This window comes from Pseudomonas sp. PDM22 (assembly GCF_014851965.1).
Lineage (GTDB): Bacteria > Pseudomonadota > Gammaproteobacteria > Pseudomonadales > Pseudomonadaceae > Pseudomonas.
The window spans coordinates 233,402-253,231 of sequence record NZ_JACVAR010000005.1; the positions used below are offsets into that span (position 1 = coordinate 233,402).

Consider the following 19,830-nt stretch of genomic DNA (forward strand, 5'->3'; position numbering starts at 1 on the left):
GCCCTCTACCTGCTGCAGAACGGCGGGCAAACCCAGCGGGTGATCGGCACCGAGCAGGTTCTCGGCGATACCACGCCCGGCCCCAGCGGCCAGCCCTACAACGCCTTCTTCACCTGCTCCACCGGGCACGCCCGCCCCTGCGTGCTCGACCCGTATTTCGACGATGCCTCCGGCCAGCGCCGGCTGGTCACCAGCATCACCCTGCCGCTACTGGAGAACGGCAAGGCCATCGCTGCCGTGGGCTTCGACATCGACCTGGCGGCGCTGCAGCAAAGCAGCGCGGAAGGCAGCCGCAGCCTGTTCGACGGCCAGGGCCGCATCCGCATCCTCAGCCCCAACGGCCTGATCGCAGGCGACAGTGGCGACGCCTCGAAGCTGGGGCAGAAGTTCGCAGACAAAACCGTGCTTGCCGAGATTGTGGCCGGGCGCTCGCAGTCCTTTGATGACGGTGCATCCATCAGCGTGCTGCACAGCCTCGCGCCGGTGCCGGACGCCGCGCCCTGGGGCATCCTGCTCAGCGTGCCGCGCGCGGTAATGCTCGCCCCAGCGGAACGCCTCAAGGGCACGCTGGATGACTTGCGCTGGAAAAGCACCGCGCTGGAAACCGGCGTAGGCATCGCCGCCGGGCTGCTCGGCATGCTGCTGGTGGCGCTCACCGCGCTCGGCATCAGCCGGCCGATCCTGCGCCTGGCGCGGATGCTGGAAGATATCGCCGACGGCGAAGGCGACCTCACCCGCCGCCTCGATTACCCGCGCCGCGACGAACTGGGCCGGCTGGCCACCGCCTTCAACCGCTTCCTCGACAAGTTGCAGCCGAGCATCGCCGCCGTGCAGTCGGCGACCCGCGAGGCGCACTCCACCGCCGACCGCTCGGCGCAGATCGCCCGGCAGACCAGCGACGGCATGCAGCAACAGTTCCGCGAGATCGACATGGTCGCCACGGCGCTCCAGGAAATGTCCGCCACCGCCCAGGATTCCGCCCGGAGCGCCGCCCGCGCTGCCGAAGCCGCGCGCACCGCGGAGCAGGCCTGCGACGATGGCTTCCGCACCCTGGACGCCACCAACAGCGGTATCGACCTGCTGGCCGCCGGGATGAACCAGGCGATGGCCGAGTTGCAGCAGCTGGCGGCGAGCAACGAGCAGATCGGTTCGATCCTCGAAGTCATCTGCGGCATCGCCGCGCAGACCAACCTGCTCGCCCTCAACGCCGCCATCGAAGCGGCGCGCGCGGGCGACGCCGGGCGCGGTTTTGCCGTGGTCGCGGACGAAGTACGCGGGCTGGCCCGGCGCACCCAGGAATCGGTGGAAGAGATTCGCGAAGTGATCGAGAACCTGCAGGCGCGCGGCCTGTCAGTGACCAGCGCGATGCATGGCAGCTTTGCCCAGGCGCAGGGCAACGTCGATCAGGCGCGCCAGGCCATCGACGCCCTGCGCCGGATCGGCGAGGCGGTGAATCTGATCAGCGAAATGAATCTGCAGATCGCCAGCGCGGCGGAGGAACAGAGCAGCGTCGCCGAGGAGATCAACCGCAACATCGCCGGCATCCGCGACGTCACCCAGACCATTTCCGATCACGCGCAGCAAGCCGCCAGCGCCAGTCGTTCACTGAACGACCTGGCCAGCCGGCAGCAGGGACTGGTGGAGCAGTTCCGCGCCTGAGTCAGACCTTGCTGCACATCGGGGTCTGGCGCAGGTACTTGACGGTGTGCTGCTCGCCCTTGGAGTCCAGGTAGACCATGGTGGCCTGGCTGACTTCGCAGCGTTCGTTGGGTTGCGAGATGCTCAGTACCTTGGCCACGTCGAGCGGCATGCCGTAGTGGTACACGGCAGCATCGTCGGCGAAAGCGCTGAAGGACAGCAGCAAGGCGGGGATGGCGAAGAGTGCGCTAAGGGTGGATTTCATGGCAGGAACCTCAGGGATCACGCGGGTCGCGTCGATCGTGGCCCACAGCCATAAATCTAGCCGAGCGGGCGCTCGGGACACAGCGCGACTTCGACAATGAATTTCTGCAGATAGCACAACAATGGCGACTCCCGAGCTGACCTGCCGTGTGATTGTCACGCTTGCTGTTGGCTGATTGGCAGCATTCGAACCCTCGAAGCGTTTGCGGCCAGCGCGTTCTCCCGCAAGAATGAACGCCATTGATCGGATCGGGAGGCGCCATGAGGCGCGTGGCCATGCTGCTGTTCCCCGGCGTGCAGGCGCTGGATGTTTCCGGCCCGCTGGACGTGTTCGCCGAGGCCAATGCCTTCGTCCCTGCCGGCCAGGGCTACCAGGTGCTGACCCTCGCCGCTCCGCCCTTCCCTTTGCGCGCTTCCAACGGCCAACTGCTGGGTGCCGACTTCAGTCTCGATCAAGGTCACGGCGCCGCCGACATCCTGCTGGTGCCAGGCGGTCCGCAATTGCCGGAAGAATCGCCCGCGCCCGAGCTGCTCGACTGGCTGCGTGCGGCCTGCGCCCTGGCGCCGCGCTACGGCTCGATCTGCACCGGCGCCTTCCTGCTCGGCCATGCCGGGTTGCTGGACGGCAAGCGCGTGACGACCCACTGGAGCGATGCACGACGGCTGGCCGAGTTGTTCCCACGGGCGCTGGTGGAGCCGGACCGGATTCATGTGCGCGATGGCGCACTGCTGACCTCGGCCGGCGTGACTGCCGGTATCGACCTGGCACTGGCCCTGGTCGCCGAGGACCATGGCGCGGCGGTGGCGCTGTCGGTGGCCAAGCGGCTGCTGGTGGTGGCGCAGCGTCAGGGCGGGCAGTCGCAATTCAGCCCCTTCCTGCAGGCGTCGGCCGATGAAGGCTCACCGGTGGCGCGCATCCAGCGCTATGTGCAGGAGAACCTCGACCAGCCGCTGGGTGTGCCGCAACTGGCCGCCGAAGTGGCGATGAGCCCGCGCAGCTTCGCCCGCGTGTTCGTCCGCGAGGCGGGCGTGACACCGGCCGAGTTCGTCCAGCGGGCCCGCATCGACGCCGCTCGCGGGTTGCTGGAAGGCAGCGATCTGGCGCTGAAAGTGATCGCCTGGCGCTGCGGCTTCGGCAGCGCGGCGCGCATGCGCCTGGTGTTCGCCCAGCGCCTGGGCGTCACGCCAACGCAGTATCGCGAGCAGTTCCGCCGCGAGGGTTGATCCTCCACGCCAAAGTGTCCGGCGTGCCTCGTCGTAGGATGGCGTGGAGCCCAGCAATACCCATCAATTCGACGCACGATCAGCATGGGTATCGCTGCGCTCCACCCATCCTACCCATGCGCTCACTGATAGCTCCTGCGCGGGCTCAGATCGGCGGCGCCGAGCGCAACATCACCGACTTTAGCGCGAAGGCCGACTTGATCCCCGCCACGCCGGGAATCTGCGTCAGCGTATTGGTGAGGAACAGCTGGTACGCCGACAGGTCCTTAACCACCACCCGCAGCATGTAGTCGGCGTCGCCGGTCATCTGGAAGCAGCTCATCACCTGCGGCGCCTGGACGATGCGTTCTTCGAACCGGGCGAGGTAGTCGCCGGTCTGTTTTTCCAGGGACACCGAGACGAACACGCTCATGCCGCCGGACAGGCGCTCCTCGTCGAGGCGCGCGAAATAACCCTGGATGTACTGCTCTTCCTCCAGGCGGCGCACCCGGCGCAGGGTCGGGGTCAGCGACAGGCCGATGTTCTGCGCCAGATCGCGCCAGGACAGGCGGCCATCGTCGGCCAGGGCGCGGAGGATTTTCAGGTCGGTGCGGTCAAGATCAGCCATTTTCCCTCGTACTACGGAGCGTTGTTTTTATAGTTCAAACACACTAATCCCGAAGCTTATAGCTAGTCAATTTGGAGCAAAAAACCAACCGGTCACACCTATACTGAAACCACAACTACAACAACCGAGGACCTCACCATGAGTGATGTCACCCCCCGCCACGCGACCCCGCGCGGCACCCGCACCGTAGCCCTACCCGGCCGGGTGCGCCCGCCAGGCATGGCCTCTTCCGTCTGCTGATCCACACCCACGATCACAACTGGAGACCGACCATGACCGACTACGCTCCGCTCCGCCTGCACGTCCCCGAGCCCACCGGACGCCCGGGCTGCAAGACCGACTTCGCCTACCTGCACCTGTCGCCCGCCGGCGAGGTGCGCAAGCCCGACATCGACGTGGAACCCGCGCAGACCACCGACCTGGCCTTCAGCCTGGTGCGCGTGCTCGACGAGAGCGGCAACGCCGTCGGCCCCTGGGCTCCGGACCTGAGCCACGAGCAACTGCTGCGCGGCATGCGCCTGATGCTCAAGACGCGCATCTTCGACGCGCGCATGCTCACCGCCCAGCGCCAGAAGAAGATGTCCTTCTACATGCAGTGCCTGGGTGAAGAGGCTATCGCCACCGCCCACACCATGGCCCTGCGCGACGGTGACATGACCTTCCCGACCTACCGTCAGCAAGGCATCCTGATCACCCGCGACTACCCGCTCAAGGACATGATCTGCCAGCTGCTCTCCAACGAGCAGGACCCGCTCAAGGGCCGCCAGCTGCCGATCATGTACTCCAGCCGCGAGAAGGGCTTCTTCTCCATCTCCGGCAACCTCGCCACCCAGTTCATCCAGGCCGTCGGCTGGGGCATGGCCTCGGCGATCAAGGGCGACACCAAGATCTCGTCCGCCTGGATCGGCGACGGCGCCACCGCCGAATCCGACTTCCACACCGCCCTCACCTTCGCCCACGTCTACCGCGCGCCGGTGATCCTCAACGTGGTCAACAACCAGTGGGCGATCTCCACCTTCCAGGCCATCGCCGGCGGTGAAGGCACCACCTTCGCCAACCGTGGCGTGGGCTGCGGCATCGCCTCACTGCGGGTGGACGGCAACGACTTCCTCGCCGTCTACGCCGCCTCGCAATGGGCCGCCGAGCGCGCCCGCCGTGGCCATGGCCCGAGCCTGATCGAGTGGGTCACTTATCGCGCGGGCCCGCACTCCACGTCGGACGATCCATCCAAGTACCGCCCCGCCGACGACTGGACCAACTTCCCGCTGGGCGATCCCATCGCCCGCCTCAAGCAGCACCTGATCGGCCTCGGCATCTGGTCCGAGGAGCAGCAGGAAGCGCTGAAGAAGGAACTGGAAGCCGAAGTGATCGCCGCGCAGAAGGAAGCCGAACGCCACGGCTCGCTGGTGGACGGCCATGTGTTCAGCGCCGCCAACCTGTTCGACGACGTCTACAAGGACCTGCCGGAACACCTGCGCCGGCAGCGCCAGGAGCTCGGGGTATGAATGCCATGAACCAGCAACACGAGAACGCCCAGGCGGTCACCAGCATGACCATGATCCAGGCGCTGCGCTCGGCCATGGACGTGATGCTCGAACGCGACGACAACGTCGTGGTGTTCGGCCAGGACGTCGGCTACTTCGGCGGCGTGTTCCGTTGCACCGAAGGCCTGCAGAAGAAGTACGGCACCTCGCGGGTGTTCGACGCGCCGATCTCCGAGAGCGGCATCATCGGCGCCGCCGTCGGCATGGGCGCCTACGGCCTGCGCCCGGTGGTGGAAATCCAGTTCGCCGACTATGTCTACCCGGCCACCGACCAGCTGGTCTCGGAAGCCGCGCGCATCCGCTACCGCTCGGTCAACGACTTCACCGTACCCATGGTCGTGCGCATGCCCTGCGGCGGCGGCATCTACGGCGGGCAGACCCACAGCCAGAGCCCGGAGGCGATGTTCACCCAGGTCTGCGGCCTGCGCACCGTCATGCCGTCCAACCCATACGACGCCAAGGGCCTGCTGATCGCCTGCATCGAGAACGACGACCCGGTGATCTTCCTCGAACCCAAGCGCCTGTATAACGGCCCGTTCGACGGCCACCACGACCGCCCGGTGACGCCCTGGTCCAAGCACCCGGCCAGCCAGGTGCCGGAGGGTTACTACAGCGTGCCGCTGGACAAGGCGGCCATCGCCCGCCCCGGCTCCGAACTGACCGTGCTGACCTACGGCACCACCGTCTACGTGGCCCAGACCGCCGCCGAGGAAACCGGCATCGATGCCGAGATCATCGACCTGCGCAGCCTCTGGCCGCTGGACCTGGACACCATCGTCGAGTCGGTGAAGAAGACCGGCCGCTGCGTCATCGTTCACGAGGCCACCCGCACCTGCGGTTACGGCGCCGAGTTGATGTCGCTGGTCCAGGAAAACTGCTTCCACCACCTCGAAGCCCCCATTGCGCGCGTGACCGGCTGGGACACTCCCTACCCGCACGCCCAGGAATGGGACTACTTCCCGGGGCCCGCGCGCGTCGGCGCGGCCTTCAAGCGCGCCATGGAGGTCTGAATGGGCACTCACGTCATCAAGATGCCGGACATCGGCGAAGGTATCGCCGAGGTCGAGCTGGTGGAGTGGCATGTCCAGGTCGGCGACGAGGTCCACGAGGACCAGTTGCTGGCGGAAGTCATGACCGACAAGGCCACCGTGGAAATCCCCTCGCCGGTGGCCGGCAAGATCATCGCCCTGGGCGGCGTGCCTGGCCAGGTGATGGCCGTGGGCGGCGAGCTGATCCGTCTGGAAGTGGAAGGCCACGGCAACCACCGTGAAGCCGCACAACCCAAGGCCCACGAAGAAGCGCCGGCCAAGCCGGAAGCCAAGCCGGCTCCCGCCGCCGAGGCACCCAAGCCGGCACCGCGCGTCGAGAGCAAGCCTGTCGCCCCGGCCGCGCGCCCTGCTCCGTCGCCGGCGCCGCGCCGCGCGCCGGGGGAGAAGCCGCTGGCCTCGCCGGCGGTGCGCCAGCGTGCCCGCGATCTGGGCGTGGAACTGCAGTTCGTCCAGGGCAGCGGCCCGGCCGGGCGCATCCTGCGCGAAGACCTGGAGCATTTCCTGGAACACGGCGGCGCGACCATCGCTTCCGGCTACGCCGCGCGCCATGACGAACACCAGATCCCGGTGATCGGCCTGCGCCGCAAGATCGCGCAGAAGATGGCCGAGGCCAAGCGGCGCATCCCGCACTTCAGCTACGTCGAGGAAATCGACGTCACTGACCTCGAAGCGTTGCGCGTGCACCTCAATGCCAAGCACGCGGCGGCACGCGGCAAACTGACCCTGCTGCCGTTCATTGCCCGCGCCATGGTCGTCGCCCTGCGCGACTTCCCGCAGCTCAATGCGCGCTATGACGACGAAGCCGATGTGATCACCCGCTACGGCGCGGTGCATCTGGGCGTCGCGACCCAGAGCGACAACGGGCTGATGGTGCCGGTGCTGCGCAACTCCGAATCCCGCGATCTGTGGGGCAATGCGGCGGAAGTGGCGCGCCTCGCCGAAGCCGCGCGCCATGGCAAGGCCAGCCGCGAGGAGCTCTCCGGTTCGACCATCACCCTGAGCAGCCTCGGCGCCCTGGGCGGCATCGTCAGCACGCCGGTGATCAACTACCCGGAAGTGGCCATCGTCGGCGTCAACCGCATGGTCGAGCGGCCCATGGTGGTCAACGGTCAGGTGGTCGTGCGCAAGATGATGAACCTGTCCTCGTCCTTCGATCACCGGGTGGTCGACGGCATGGACGCGGCGGCCTTCATCCAGGCCGTACGCGCCCTGCTCGAACATCCCGCCACCCTGTTCATCGATTGACGGAAGCCGCTGACATGAAACAGAACCAGACTCTCGAAACCACCCTGCTGGTGATCGGTGGCGGCCCCGGCGGCTACGTCGCGGCGATCCGCGCCGGCCAGCTGGGCATCCGCACCGTGCTGGTGGAAGGCGCCGCCCTGGGCGGCACCTGCCTGAACATCGGCTGCATCCCGTCCAAGGCGCTGATCCACGCCGCCGAGGAGTACCTCAAGGCCCGCGAGTTCGCCGGCAAGTCGCCGCTGGGCATCAGCGTGCAGGCGCCGAGCATCGATATCCAGCGCACCGTGGAATGGAAGGACGGCATCGTCGACCGCCTGACCACCGGCGTCGCCGCGCTGCTGAAGAAGCACGGCGTCACCGTGGTCAGCGGCTGGGCGAAGATCGTCGACGGCAAGACCGTCGAGGTCGACCTTGCCGAAGGCGGCACCCAGCACATCCACACCGAGCACCTGCTGCTGGCGGCCGGTTCGAAATCCGTGGAACTGCCCTTCCTGCCGGTGGGTGGCAATGTCATCTCCTCCACCGAAGCACTGGCGCCGAAGACACTGCCCAAGCGCCTGGCGGTGGTGGGCGGCGGCTATATCGGCCTGGAACTGGGCATCGCGTACCGCAAGCTCGGCGTGGAAGTCACGGTGGTGGAAGCGCAGCCGCGCATCCTGCCAACCTATGACGAGGAACTGACCAAGCCGGTGACCCATTCCCTGCGCAAGCTGGGCATCGAGCTGTACCTGGGCCACAGCGTGATGGGTCTGGAGCCGGATGGTAAAGGCCTGCGCGTGCAGGACGGCGCCGGTTCCCAGCGGGTGATCGAGACCGACCAGGTGCTGGTCGCCGTCGGCCGCCACCCCAACACCGCCGGCTGGAACCTCGACACCTTGCGCCTGGACATGAACGGCCGCGCCGTGCAGATCGACGAGCAGTGCCGCACCTCCATGCGCGATGTCTGGGCCATCGGCGACATCGCCGGCGAGCCCATGCTGGCGCACCGCGCCATGGCCCAGGGCGAAATGGTCGCGGAAATCATCGCCGGCAAGCGCCGCGCCTTCACCCCCACGGCGATCCCGGCGGTGTGCTTCACCGACCCGGAAGTGGTGGTGGTCGGGCTGTCGCCGGAACAGGCCCAGGCCGCCGGCTATGAGGTGTTGACCGCGAGCTTCCCGTTCGCCGCCAACGGCCGCGCCATGACCCTGGAATCCAGCGACGGCTTCGTCCGCGTCGTGGCCCGCAAAGACAACCACCTGATCCTCGGCTGGCAGGCCGTGGGCAAGGCGGTCTCGGAGCTGTCCACGGCCTTCGTGCAGTCGCTGGAAATGGCCGCCTGCCTGGAAGACATCGCCGGCACCATCCACGCCCACCCGACCCTCGGCGAAGCGGTGCAGGAAGCAGCGCTGCGCGCGCTGGGGCATGCCTTGCACGTCTGAAGCCGCCGCTCTCCAATTCTCCAGGCTTCCCCCTCCGACCCGCCGATTGGCGGGTCTTTTTTTGCCGGGAGGGCTTTTCTTTCGTAGGGCGCATAACCCGGAACGGCATATCCGCCGTTGACCAGGCGGCGGATAACGCTGCGCGTTATGCGCCCTACGTCGAACGCTCATGCAGGAACGGGCCATGCCCGCGAACGGCGGACAACGTCCGCCCCTACGCTCCGTGGTCGATCACCGCACGGATTGTCGTTCTGCTTCCGCCGCCACTCATGCGCATCTCACGAGAGATCGACGCCATTGAGGCCAATTAAACGGCTTCAACCCGTCAGATCGCTACAAAACCCACCACTCTATCGCCACATTGACCAAATTAACTATTTGGTACATTTTGCTCCTACAGGCCATTCCCCACTCGGCCATACAAAAACAACGGAGCCACCCTCATGCCCCATACCCTGCTCGTGCTCAACGGGCCGAACCTGAACCTGCTCGGCACCCGCGAGCCCGCCACCTACGGCCACGAGACCCTCGACGACATCGCTGCCCTCTGCCAGCGCACCGGCGCCGAGCACGGCCTGGAAATCGAGTTCCGCCAGACCAACCACGAAGGCCAGCTGATCGACTGGATCCACCAGGCGCGCGGCCGCTGCGCCGGAATCCTGATCAACCCCGCCGCCTGGACACACACTTCGGTAGCCATCCGCGATGCGCTCGCCGCCGTGGAGCTGCCGGTGATCGAAGTGCACCTGTCCAACGTGCACAAGCGCGAGGAGTTCCGCCATCACTCGTTCGTCTCCGCCATCGCCGTGGGCGTCATCGCTGGCCTGGGCAGCGACGGCTACCGCGCCGGCATCCAGCACTTCGCCAAGTTGCTGAAGGGGTGAGCGCCATGACCGAATACCGTACCGTGCTGGCCGGCCTGATCGGCGCCGGCATCCAGGCATCGCGCACCCCCGCCCTGCACGAGCGCGAGGGCGACGCGCAGGGACTGCGCTACCTCTACCGGCTGATCGACCTGGACGCTCTCGGCGTCGATGCCGGCGCCCTGCCCGACCTGCTCGCCGCCGCCGAGCGCATGGGCTACACCGGGCTGAACATCACCTTCCCCTGCAAGCAGGCAGTGATCCCGCTGCTACACGAGCTGTCCGACGAGGCGCGCGGCATCGGCGCGGTGAATACCGTGGTGCTCCGCGATGGCAGGCGCATCGGTCACAACACCGATTGCCTGGGCTTTGCCGAAGGTTTCCGGCGCAACCTCAGCGACGCACCGCGCGAACGCGTGGTGCAACTGGGCGCTGGCGGCGCAGGCGCTGCAGTGGCCCATGCACTGCTCAGCGAAGGCGTGCAGCAACTGACGATCTTCGAAGTGGATTCGGCCCGCGCCCAGGCGCTGGTGGACAATCTCAACGCCCATTTCGGCGGCCAGCGCGCGCGGGTCGGTCACGACCTGGCCGGCGCCGTCAGCGAGGCGGACGGGCTGGTCAACACCACGCCGGTGGGCATGGCCAAGCTGCCCGGCGCGCCGCTGCCGCTGGAGCTGCTGCACGCGGGCCTGTGGGTGGCGGAGATCATCTACTTCCCGCTGGAGACCGAGCTGCTCCGGCATGCCCGCAGCCTCGGCTGCCGCACGCTGGATGGCGGCAACATGGCGGTGTTCCAGGCAGTGAAGGCGTTCGAGCTGTTCAGTGGCGTCGAAGCGGACAGCGAGCGGATGCTGGCGCATTTCAGCGCGATGTAATCGGGCCATGGCGCGGTACCCGCGATGGGTATCGCTTCGCTCCACGCCATCCTACGCAGGTGTACGCCGGCAATAATGGGCAGTGCCCCAACCTGTAGGAGCGGGCCATGCCCGCGATCCGCCGGCAGGGCCGGCGCTGGATTGGCACAAAGTCACCGGGTGAATCGCCACGCGCCGGATGCAGTCGCGGGCATGGCCCGCTCTTACAGTTTCAGCCCTGCCTAGGGCCGCACGTAGCGCAACACCGCCTCGATGATCATGTCCTTGTGCCGCGCCTTGATCGCCGGGTCTTCCAGCTCGACCTGGAACAGCGACCCCACCGTATGGCGGTTGGACACCCGATAGAAACAGAACCCACTGATCAGCATGTGCACGTCGATGGCCTGCAGGCCGGCGCGGAATGCACCACTGGCCGCGCCGCGCTGGAGGATGTCCTCGATGGTGCGCAGGATGTTGCTGTTCATCGAGCGGATCGCCTCGGAGCCGGAGGCGAACTGGCCGTAGTGGATGTTCTCGATGCTGACGATACGCACGAAATCGACGTTGCGGTCATGGTGGTCGAAGGTGAAATCGACCAGCCGGCGCATGGCCTCCAACGGTTCCAGCTCGGCCAGGTGCAGCGACTGCTCGGTACCGCGGATGTCACCGTAGAGCTTCTCCAGCACCGCCTGGTAGAGCTGCTCCTTGCTGCCGAAGTAGTAATAGATCATCCGCTTCGAGGTGTTCATGCGCTCGGCGATGGCATCCACCCGCGCGCCGGAGAGCCCCTGCTGGACGAACTCGACGATGGCAGCCTGGAGGATGTCCTCGCGGGTCTTCTCCGGGTTGTTCTTGCGACCCCGGCGGGCGGTTTCGGCGGGAATCGGCTGGGTGGCGCTGTCGGTCATGGCTCTGCATCGTCAGGCAGGCGCCAGGGGCGCCTGCTGTGGTGAAGGGGTGCGCGGATTATGCGCGCCCCCGCACCCTTCAGGCAAAGCGCGGCGGCTCAGACCTTGGAGCGGCGCGTGGTGCCGTTGCGCGCCTGGGCCATGGCCGCCAGGCGCACGGCGACGTTGGCCGCGCCATAGCCGGCATAGCCGCCGCGACGCTGGATGATCTCGAAGAAGAAGCGCTCCTCGAAGGGTTCGGTGTACACGTGGAACAGCTCGCCGCCGCTGGCGTCGCGGTCGTAGAGGACGTTGAAGTAGGCCAGCTCGCTGAGGAACTCGTCGTCGAAGTCGAAGCGCGCGGCAAGATCGTCGTAGTAGTTGAGCGGGATTTCCAGCAGAGGTACTCCGGCGTCCTTCGCCCGAGCCACCTCGGCGAAGATGTCTTCGCAGGCGAAGGCGATGTGATGGACGCCGGAGCCGCGATAACTGGACAGCGCATGGGAGATCGCCGTGTTGCGGTTCTCCGAGATGTTCAGCGGCAACCGCACACTGCCGTTGGCGCTGCGCAGGGCGCGGCTCTTGACCAGGCCGTAGGGGTCGGGCAGCACCACTTCGTCGTCGGCCTCGAAGTCGAACAGGCCCTTGTAGAACAACACCCAGCTGTCCAGCCCGTCCGCCGGCAACGCCATGGCCATATGATCGATGCGCTGCAGCTTGCCGCTGGGCTGGGCGTCAGGATCGAGGCGGAAGTCGATGTCATAGATGGTCTGTCCGGCGGCGCGTTCTTCGACCAGATAGATCAGGCTGCCGTCCGGTGCGCGCACGGCGGGAATCTCGCGCTCATTGGGCCCGACCAGCCCGCGATACGGCTGACCCTTGTAGTCCTGTGCACGCTCCAGTGCACTGGCGGCGTCACGCACGCGCAAGGCGGTGGCACACAGCGACGGGCCGTGGGCCTCGAAGAAGCTGTGCCCGAAGGAATAGGGCTCGGCATTGAGCACGATATTGATATCGCCCTGGCGCAGCAGGCTCACCGCCTTGGAGCGGTGCTCGCCTGCGCGGGCGAAACCCAGGCGCTCAAGCCAGTTGCCCAGGCGCGCGCCGAGGGCTTCGTCGACGGCGAACTCGAGGAACTCCACGCCATCCAGCTGACTGGCCGGCGGCGGCGCGAACAGGCAGTCGAGCTGCTCCTTCGGCGCACCCTCGCTCTCCAGTCGCGCGCGGGTCTTCTCTTCGAGATAGAGCAGCGAGCGCAGTCCGTCCGCGGCATTGGCGCGCGGCGGCGCGGCGCGGAAGCCGTCGTTGAAGATTTCCAGCGACAGCGGGCCGCGATAGCCACTCTTGAGGATCGGCGCGAGGAAGCCCGCCAGGTCGAACTCGCCCTGGCCGGGGAAGTTGCGGAAGTGCCGGCTCCACTCCAGCACGTCCATGGCCAGGACCGGCGCGTCGGCCATCTGCACGAAGAAGATCTTCTCCCCCGGAATCTGCGCGATGCCCGCCGGGTCACCCTTCAGCGAGAGGGTGTGGAAGCTGTCGAGGATCACGCCCAGCGCCGGGTGATTCACTTCGCGCACCAGGTCCCAGACCTGCTGCCAGGTGTTCACATGGCGGCCCCAGGCCAGGGCTTCGTAGCCCACGCGCAGGCCACGGGCGCCGGCCCGCTCGGCGGCCAGGCCGAGGTCTTCGAGGAGGAACTCGCGCTCGCCCAGGGAGTCGGCGGCAACGTTGCTGCACATCAGCACCAGGTCGGTGCCCAGTTCCTGCATCAGGTCGAACTTGCGCTCCAGGCGGTCGAGGTTGCGCGGCAGCCTGTCGCGGCGGCAGCCCTCGAAGTCGCGGAACGGCTGGAACAGGGTGATCGCCAGCCCCAGATCGGCGCAGACCCGGCGCACGTCGCGCGGGCTGCCGCCGTAATACAGGAGATCGTTCTCGAAGATCTCCACGCCATCAAAACCGGCGGCGGCGATGGCTTCGAGTTTGTCCGGCAGGGTTCCGCTCAAGGAAACGGTGGCGATCGAACGTTGCATTTCTTTGACTCCTGCCGGATGTGCTGAGGGGCTTGTTGGAATCGGTCTCCGGCTGAGTCTGATTATTCTGGCGGTCCGGGTTGCCGGCAATTTAAAGTGTACTAACTGGTTAGTTTTGTGTTCGATTACCGAACCAAAGGCCGTTTATCGAATTGACGCTGTTCCGGCCGCTGCTCAAGATTTAGCCACGTCGACGCAATCCGGCTGCTCCCCGGCACTGCCTTAACCCGGGAACGCATTCCAGCCGCTGCGAGATGGCCTGCGTGTCATCCATAACAATTTCAAGAACGGGTAAATGCTCATGTACATCCCCCACCCTCGCCTCGCCGCCTCCATCCCCCATCCGCAAACCGTCCTGGCCCGCCTGATGCCAGGCCTGTGCTGTCTGCTCGGGCGCCACCGCGCGCACTGATTTTCGCCAGCCACCGCACGTCTTTCCTGATGCCCACGCCGATCAACGGTGGAGCACGCGGGACGCCTGCGGCACGACAATAATTCCCGAGGCTGCGCGTCAGCCCGATTACGGATGGCCCCGATCATGATCCATACGCAATCCGCTCCCCTTGCTGCGGTCGCCCCGCACGGTTCCTCCTTCTTCGGCAAGGTGCGTGGCGCCATGGCCGTCGGCAAGGTGCGCTGGGGCATGCTCGCCCTGGTGTTCTTCGCCACCACCCTGAACTACATCGACCGCGCCGCGCTGGGCGTGATGCAGCCGGTGCTCGCCGAGAAAATGGCCTGGACGGCCATGGACTACGCCAACATCAACTTCTGGTTCCAGGTCGGCTACGCCATCGGCTTCGTGCTGCAGGGCCGGCTGATCGACCGCATCGGCGTGAAACGCGCGTTCTTCTTCGCCGTGCTGCTGTGGAGCTTCGCCACCGGCGCCCACGGCCTGGCCAGCTCGGCGGCCGGCTTCATGGTCTGCCGCTTCATCCTCGGCCTGACCGAGGCGGCCAATTACCCCGCCTGCGTGAAGACCACGCGCCTGTGGTTCCCCGCCGGCGAGCGGGCCATGGCCACCGGCATCTTCAACGCCGGCACCAATGTCGGCGCCATGGTCACCCCCGCGCTGCTGCCGCTGATCCTCGCGGCCTGGGGCTGGCAGGCGGCGTTCCTGTGCATGAGCGCACTGGGCTTCGTCTGGGTGGTGCTGTGGAGCCTGAAGTACTTCAACCCCGAAGAACACCCGACGGTGAAGCAGAGCGAGCTGGACTACATCCAGGAAGCCGACGAGCCGCCAGCCGAGCGCGTGCCCTTCTCCGCCATCCTGCGCATGCGTGGCACCTGGGCCTTTGCCCTGGCCTACTCGCTGACCGCGCCGGTGTTCTGGTTCTACCTCTACTGGCTGCCGCCGTTCCTCAACCAGCAGTACGGCCTGGGCATCAGCGTCACCCAGATGGGCATCCCGCTGATGCTGATCTGGCTGACCGCTGACTTCGGCAGCATCGGTGGCGGCATCCTCTCTTCCTGGCTGATCGGTCGTGGCATGAACTCCATCCATGCGCGCCTGCTGTTGATGTTCATCTGCGCCTGCGCCATCATCGGCGTGATCTTCGCCGCCAAGGCCAGCGGCCTGTGGGTCGCGGTGGCCGCCATCGCCCTGGGCGTCGGCGCGCACCAGGCCTGGACGGCGAACATCTGGAGCCTGGTGATGGACTACACGCCCAAGCACCTGATGAGCACGGTATTCGGCTTTGGCGGCATGTTCGCGGCGATTGGCGGCATGTTCATGACCCAGATCGTCGGCTACATCCTCACCGCGACCCACAACAACTACGCGATCCTCTTCACCATCATCCCGACCATGTACTTCCTGGCCCTGGCCTGGATGTTCTTCATGGCCCCGCGCAAGGTGCCCGGCGCTGCGACCTGACCCTCAACCTGCGCAGGGCGGATAACGCTGGCGCGTTATGCGCCCTACGAGCCGGTGTTGTAACGAAGAACCCCGCCAATCGGCGGGGTTCTGCGTTTTGCGCTCACTGCTTCAGCGGTGTCAGCACCGGGGCCTTCTCGTCCAGCAGCATCCACACCAGCAGTTTGGCCGGCTTCTCGTTGCTGGCGTTGCGCGAGACCAGGTGCGGCGTGTTCGGCGCCTCGTACCAGGACTGGCCAGCCTGGTAGGTCACCGGTTTCTGCCCCTCCAGCTGGGAGATCACCGCGCCTTCGAGCACGTAGGCGAACACCGAGCCGCTGTGCACATGGGCCCCGGAAGACTGCCCGGGCGCATAGGAGACCGTGATCATCAGCCCCTTCTTGCCCGCCGCGTCGGGGAGCTTGTGCTCCTGCTGGACCTCGATCTTTTCCTGGGTGGCATCGTGGGCGAAGAGCGGCAGGCCCAGGGCCAGGCCGAGGCCGGCAAGGAGGCATTTCAGGGAAGTGGTGGCAGGCATGGCGGCATTCTCGGCAGCGGGAAGATGAGTCCACGCTACGCCCGCCGCCGGCGAGGGCCAACAGCCAATTTGGGAGAAGATCGGGGTGCCATTGGTGGTTCAGTACCACAACGGGTTCGCGGGCATGGCCCGCTCCTGCAACAGCACGCGCGCCCTGCAGGATCGGGCCATGCCCGCGATCTGGCCGCGCAGCGGCCACAAAAAAGCCCCGCACTACGGCGGGGCTTTGGCTGCGCGGCGGCAGAATCAGCCCAGCAGCGCACTCAGGTCGAGCAGCCCATCCTTGCGCGGCGGGCACCAGTAGTAGCCGCCGGTGAGCGGCCGGCTGAAGCGGTACAGCGCGTCGGTGATACCGTCTTCCAGCCCGCTCATGCGCCGCAGTTGCACTTCGAAGGCATCCAGGGTGCAGCCGAAGGCCAGGAACATCAGCCCGGCGTCCTGACCCTGGGTCCAGGGCATGGAGCGGCGCACGATGAAAGCTTCCGGCTCGAAGCTCTCCTGGGCGGTGCGCTTGACGTGGGCGGATTCCGGCGCGTCGTCCAGTTCCTCGTTGTCGCTCAGGCGGCGACCCATGATGTCGTCGCGCTCGTGCTGCGGCAGCGCGGCGAAGTCCTGAAGCTGGTGGCGCCATTGCTGGATCGCGGCGAAGCTGCCGCCGGCGAGGCCCGCAGCGCCTTCAACGATGGCGGCGGCGATGGCATCGTCGTCCTGCGGATTTTCGGTGCCGTCCTCGTAGCCGGTCAGGTCGTGGCCGCTGCCATGGCGGAAGGCCTCGGTCAGACTGCCCAGCTCCAGCGCCGGCGCCAGCAGGGACTGGACTTCCTGGGTGCGCAGAAGCAGTTCGCCACGCTCTTCACCACGTAGCCAGACCCACAGGGCATGCGGGGTTGACGGGTTGTCGACGCCCACGCCGGAGATCGCCGGGAACTCCCGCAGCCCGTCGATGCGGCGGCCCAGCGCACGCACCAGCGACTCACCGAAGCCGACCACCGCGCGCTCGCCATCGGCGAACTGCATCAGGCGATCCAGCGCGGCGGGCAGATCCTGCAGCGACTTCAGATCGAAGAACAGGTGGCGGGCGTGGGCGGGAACCGGGGTGGCGAGAATGCCGGGCTGGTAAAGGCTCATGACAGCGTCCTTGAACGAAAGAGCGGCGATTCTAATCGCGCCGCGCGCGAATCCAAACCGCTCTGTATCAAGGACTTGGCGATCAGTTCGCGGATGTGCCCTGCTTGCGCTTGTGCCGATGCCGCCCGTAGCGCCACAACGCCAGGCCGCCGAACACCAGCAGCACCGCGACGAACACCGGCAGGCGGTAAGGCCGCAGGTTGCCCAGCCATTGCTCCAGCAGTTCCCCGGCCCAATACCCGGCGCTGGCGAACAGCAGCGCCCAGCAGAAGGCGCCGAGCAGGTTGATCAGCAGGAAACGCAGCCACCCTACCCGGCTGGCGCCGATCAACAGCGGCCCGGCAAGGCGCATGCCGTAGAGAAAGCGCACCGCGAAGATCGACAGGTGCGGATAACGCTCGATCAACCCGGTGACCCGTTCGACGGCCAGCCCGCGCCGCTGCAGCCAGGGCACGGCGCGGTCACCTGCGCGGCGACCGCCCCAGAACAGCAACTGATCGCCCAGGGTGCCGGCCAGCGTCGCCCACAACACCACCGGCGTGAAGCCAAGCAGCCCCTGGTGCGCAGCGATGCCCGCGAGCAAAAGCATCGATTCCCCCTCCAGCAGGCAACCCAGGAAAAGCACCGGATAGCCGTAGCTGGAAAGCAGTTGGGCGAGGTCGAGATGCTCGAACATGAAGGTCCTTTGAATACGTGCCGTGCCAAGAGCCTAGCGGCTTGGCGAATGTTCTGCTTATCGAACATCGGATGTAAAAAATAAACGACTAACTGGTCAGTCAGGATCGTTAGCACCCAATCAAATCAATCCTTTAACTACGCCATTCGTCTTGAGATGTAATTTTTTTCGCTCATGAGCAATTCAAGTGTTTGACATATTTGACGGATTTGGCAGACTGCGGCCCGTTGTCGCAACTGGTTACGTTTTTCCGGCTCCCACTGCCTGGTGCACCGGATGACCTCGGCCGCGCAACCCAACAAAAACAACTTTGTCAGTCGTGGCCCACCTGCCCGAGCTTCGTCTCGGCAGTACGGTTCCCGGCGAGCCAACGGAACGAACAAATGCTGATCTGGTTTGTAGCGGTGTATCTGGTGATCACCGTAGCTGTCGGTTTCTACGCCACCACCCGCGTGCACAACTCCTCGGACTATGCCGCCGCTGGCCGGAGCATGTCCTTCCCCCTCGTCGTGACCATGGTGTTCGCCACCTGGTTCGGCTCCGAAGCCGTGCTGGGCATTCCCGCCACCTTCCTCGAAGAAGGCTTCGCCGGGATCATCGAAGACCCCTTCGGCTCCTTCGGCTGCCTGATGCTGGTCGGCGTCGTCTTCGCCCGCCCGCTGTACCGCCTGAACCTGCTCACCATCGGTGACTTCTTCCGCAAGCGCTTCGGCCAGCACGTGGAAATCTTCACCAGCCTGGTAATCATCATTTCCTACATGGGCTGGGTCGCCGCGCAGATCACCGCGCTGGGCGTGGTCTTCAGCGTGCTCTCCGACGGTGGCCTGACCACCACCCAGGGCATGATCATCGGCACCATCATCGTCCTGCTGCACACCCTGTTCGGCGGCATGTGGTCGGTGGCGCTGACCGACTTCCTGCAGATGATCATCATCGTCTGCGGCCTGTTCTACCTGGTGTGGCTCATCGGTGACATGGCCGGCGGCCCGGTCAACGTGATCAGCCACGCCGCCAGCGAAGGCAAGTTCACCTTCCTGCACGGCACCTCGGCCAAGGACATCGTCGCCTTCCTCGGCGCCGCGGTAACCATGATGTTCGGCTCCATCCCGCAGCAGGACGTGTATGCCCGCGTGATGTCGGCCAAGACCGAGAAGATCGCCCAGCGCGCCACCATGACCGGCGCCTGCTGCTACCTGGTCTTCTGCATGCTGCCGATCTTCCTGATCTATGCCGCCTCGATGATCGAGCCGGAGATGGTCAAGCACTGGCTGGCCGAAGACTCCCAGCAGATCCTGCCGCACCTGATCCTCGAGCGTACCCCGCTGTTCGCCCAGATCATGTTCTTCGGCGCCCTGCTCTCGGCCATCATGTCCTCCGCCTCGGGCGCCCTGCTGGCCCCGTCGGTGACCTTGACCGAGAACATCGTCAAGCACTTCCTGCCCAACATGAACGACCGCCAGGCCCTGCTGGCCATGCGTTGCAGCGTACTGGCGATGACCGTCGCCACCTGCCTGTTCGCCCTGCTGTCCAACGCCAGCATCTACGAGATGGTCGGCAACGCCTACAAGGTGACCCTGGTCGCCGCCGTGGTGCCGCTGTTCTTCGGCCTGTTCTGGAAGCGCGCCACTACCCAGGGCGCCCTGACCGCCATCGCCTGCGGCCTGATCGGCTGGGTGTCGCTGGAACTGGGTTACCAGGAAGGCGACTTCTGGCCGCCGCAACTGGTGGGCCTGATCTGCAGCGCCATCGGCATGATCGTCGGCTCCCTGGCTCCGCAGTTCAGCCAGCACCGTGGCGAGAGCGTGTCGGACATGGCCGCCGCTGCTGCCGCCAACTGATCACGCTATAGACAAAGAAGAAGCCCCGCCTTGCGGGGCTTTTTTGTGGGCGCGACAGACTCACTCCACGAGCAGGCCATCGTGCGCTGGTCGGCGAACTCCCGCCGCCGGCGATGTGACGGACGCCCCAAGCCTGCCTATCCTGAACCTCGCCCCGTCGAGGATCGGCGGG

17 protein-coding genes and 1 pseudogene are annotated in these 19,830 nt (G+C 66.2%); 11 read left to right on the forward strand and 7 right to left on the reverse strand.

Annotated elements, in window-relative coordinates:
- Positions 1–636: 636 nt before the first annotated feature.
- Together IB255_RS31315 and IB255_RS31320 are read left to right on the forward strand one after the other, a co-directional pair.
- A pseudogene (locus tag IB255_RS31315) lies at positions 637–801 on the forward strand (HAMP domain-containing protein); the annotation flags it as partial.
- A gap of 129 nt (positions 802–930) precedes the next feature.
- Positions 931–1,659, forward strand: coding sequence for a methyl-accepting chemotaxis protein (locus IB255_RS31320; RefSeq protein WP_412548127.1), 729 nt, complete (start codon positions 931–933; stop codon positions 1,657–1,659).
- Between the two features lies 1 nt (position 1,660).
- Here IB255_RS31320 and IB255_RS19035 read toward each other — a convergent pair whose 3' ends face one another.
- Positions 1,661–1,903, reverse strand: a complete 243-nt coding sequence (locus IB255_RS19035; RefSeq protein ID WP_081519782.1) for a DUF2790 domain-containing protein — start codon at positions 1,901–1,903, stop codon at positions 1,661–1,663.
- 260 nt (positions 1,904–2,163) lie between these two features.
- Between IB255_RS19035 and IB255_RS19040 the strand changes: the two genes are divergently transcribed.
- The gene (locus IB255_RS19040) at positions 2,164–3,126 is read left to right on the forward strand and encodes a GlxA family transcriptional regulator (protein ID WP_081519781.1); all 963 of its coding nucleotides are present in this window, start codon (positions 2,164–2,166) and stop codon (positions 3,124–3,126) included.
- A 145-nt stretch (positions 3,127–3,271) separates the two neighbouring features.
- On the opposite strand, the gene IB255_RS19045 is transcribed toward IB255_RS19040, so the two are convergent.
- Positions 3,272–3,733: an Lrp/AsnC family transcriptional regulator gene (locus IB255_RS19045; RefSeq protein ID WP_015477328.1), complete on the reverse strand. Its 462-nt coding sequence runs from the start codon at positions 3,731–3,733 to the stop codon at positions 3,272–3,274.
- A 272-nt stretch (positions 3,734–4,005) separates the two neighbouring features.
- On the opposite strand from IB255_RS19045, the gene IB255_RS19050 reads away from it, so the two are divergent.
- The 6 genes from IB255_RS19050 to IB255_RS19075 all read left to right on the forward strand — a co-directional run bounded on the left by IB255_RS19050 (position 4,006) and on the right by IB255_RS19075 (position 10,730).
- Positions 4,006–5,238 carry a 3-methyl-2-oxobutanoate dehydrogenase (2-methylpropanoyl-transferring) subunit alpha gene (locus IB255_RS19050; protein ID WP_192210692.1) on the forward strand — a complete coding sequence of 411 codons (1,233 nt, stop codon included), beginning with the start codon at positions 4,006–4,008 and terminating at the stop codon, positions 5,236–5,238.
- The gene (locus tag IB255_RS19055) at positions 5,235–6,287 is read left to right on the forward strand and encodes an alpha-ketoacid dehydrogenase subunit beta (RefSeq protein ID WP_081519779.1); all 1,053 of its coding nucleotides are present in this window, start codon (positions 5,235–5,237) and stop codon (positions 6,285–6,287) included. The genes IB255_RS19050 and IB255_RS19055 overlap by 4 nt, the downstream gene beginning before the upstream one ends.
- Entirely contained in the window at positions 6,288–7,571 is a 1,284-nt protein-coding gene (locus IB255_RS19060) for a dihydrolipoamide acetyltransferase family protein (RefSeq protein WP_081519778.1), read from the forward strand.
- 14 nt (positions 7,572–7,585) lie between these two features.
- On the forward strand, positions 7,586–8,992 hold the full coding sequence (lpdA, locus tag IB255_RS19065) for a dihydrolipoyl dehydrogenase (RefSeq protein ID WP_192210693.1): 1,407 nt from the start codon (positions 7,586–7,588) through the stop codon (positions 8,990–8,992).
- A gap of 443 nt (positions 8,993–9,435) precedes the next feature.
- Positions 9,436–9,876: a type II 3-dehydroquinate dehydratase gene (aroQ, locus tag IB255_RS19070; RefSeq protein ID WP_192210694.1), complete on the forward strand. Its 441-nt coding sequence runs from the start codon at positions 9,436–9,438 to the stop codon at positions 9,874–9,876.
- Between the two features lie 5 nt (positions 9,877–9,881).
- On the forward strand, positions 9,882–10,730 hold the full coding sequence (locus IB255_RS19075; protein ID WP_151187000.1) for a shikimate dehydrogenase: 849 nt from the start codon (positions 9,882–9,884) through the stop codon (positions 10,728–10,730).
- A 221-nt stretch (positions 10,731–10,951) separates the two neighbouring features.
- Here the strand turns inward: IB255_RS19075 and IB255_RS19080 are convergent, their stop codons facing one another.
- Positions 10,952–11,617, reverse strand: coding sequence for a TetR/AcrR family transcriptional regulator (locus IB255_RS19080; RefSeq protein ID WP_081519774.1), 666 nt, complete (start codon positions 11,615–11,617; stop codon positions 10,952–10,954).
- A gap of 98 nt (positions 11,618–11,715) precedes the next feature.
- Positions 11,716–13,626 (reverse strand): 3-dehydroshikimate dehydratase QuiC, encoded by a 1,911-nt coding sequence (gene quiC / locus IB255_RS19085; RefSeq protein ID WP_192210695.1) that lies wholly within the window; start codon positions 13,624–13,626, stop codon positions 11,716–11,718.
- A gap of 538 nt (positions 13,627–14,164) precedes the next feature.
- Here quiC and IB255_RS19090 point away from each other — a divergent pair.
- Entirely contained in the window at positions 14,165–15,499 is a 1,335-nt protein-coding gene (locus IB255_RS19090) for an MFS transporter (RefSeq protein WP_192210696.1), read from the forward strand.
- Positions 15,500–15,602: 103 nt separating this feature from the next.
- Here the strand turns inward: IB255_RS19090 and IB255_RS19095 are convergent, their stop codons facing one another.
- From IB255_RS19095 to IB255_RS19105, 3 genes are all read right to left on the reverse strand, one after another.
- Entirely contained in the window at positions 15,603–16,016 is a 414-nt protein-coding gene (locus IB255_RS19095) for a cupin domain-containing protein (protein ID WP_192210697.1), read from the reverse strand.
- Positions 16,017–16,262: 246 nt separating this feature from the next.
- Positions 16,263–17,144, reverse strand: coding sequence for a Dyp-type peroxidase (locus IB255_RS19100; protein ID WP_151186996.1), 882 nt, complete (start codon positions 17,142–17,144; stop codon positions 16,263–16,265).
- Between the two features lie 82 nt (positions 17,145–17,226).
- Positions 17,227–17,820, reverse strand: a complete 594-nt coding sequence (locus IB255_RS19105) for a DedA family protein (RefSeq protein WP_192210698.1) — start codon at positions 17,818–17,820, stop codon at positions 17,227–17,229.
- A 383-nt stretch (positions 17,821–18,203) separates the two neighbouring features.
- On the opposite strand from IB255_RS19105, the gene IB255_RS19110 reads away from it, so the two are divergent.
- Positions 18,204–19,658, forward strand: a complete 1,455-nt coding sequence (locus IB255_RS19110; protein ID WP_192210699.1) for a sodium:solute symporter family protein — start codon at positions 18,204–18,206, stop codon at positions 19,656–19,658.
- Positions 19,659–19,830: the final 172 nt, after the last annotated feature.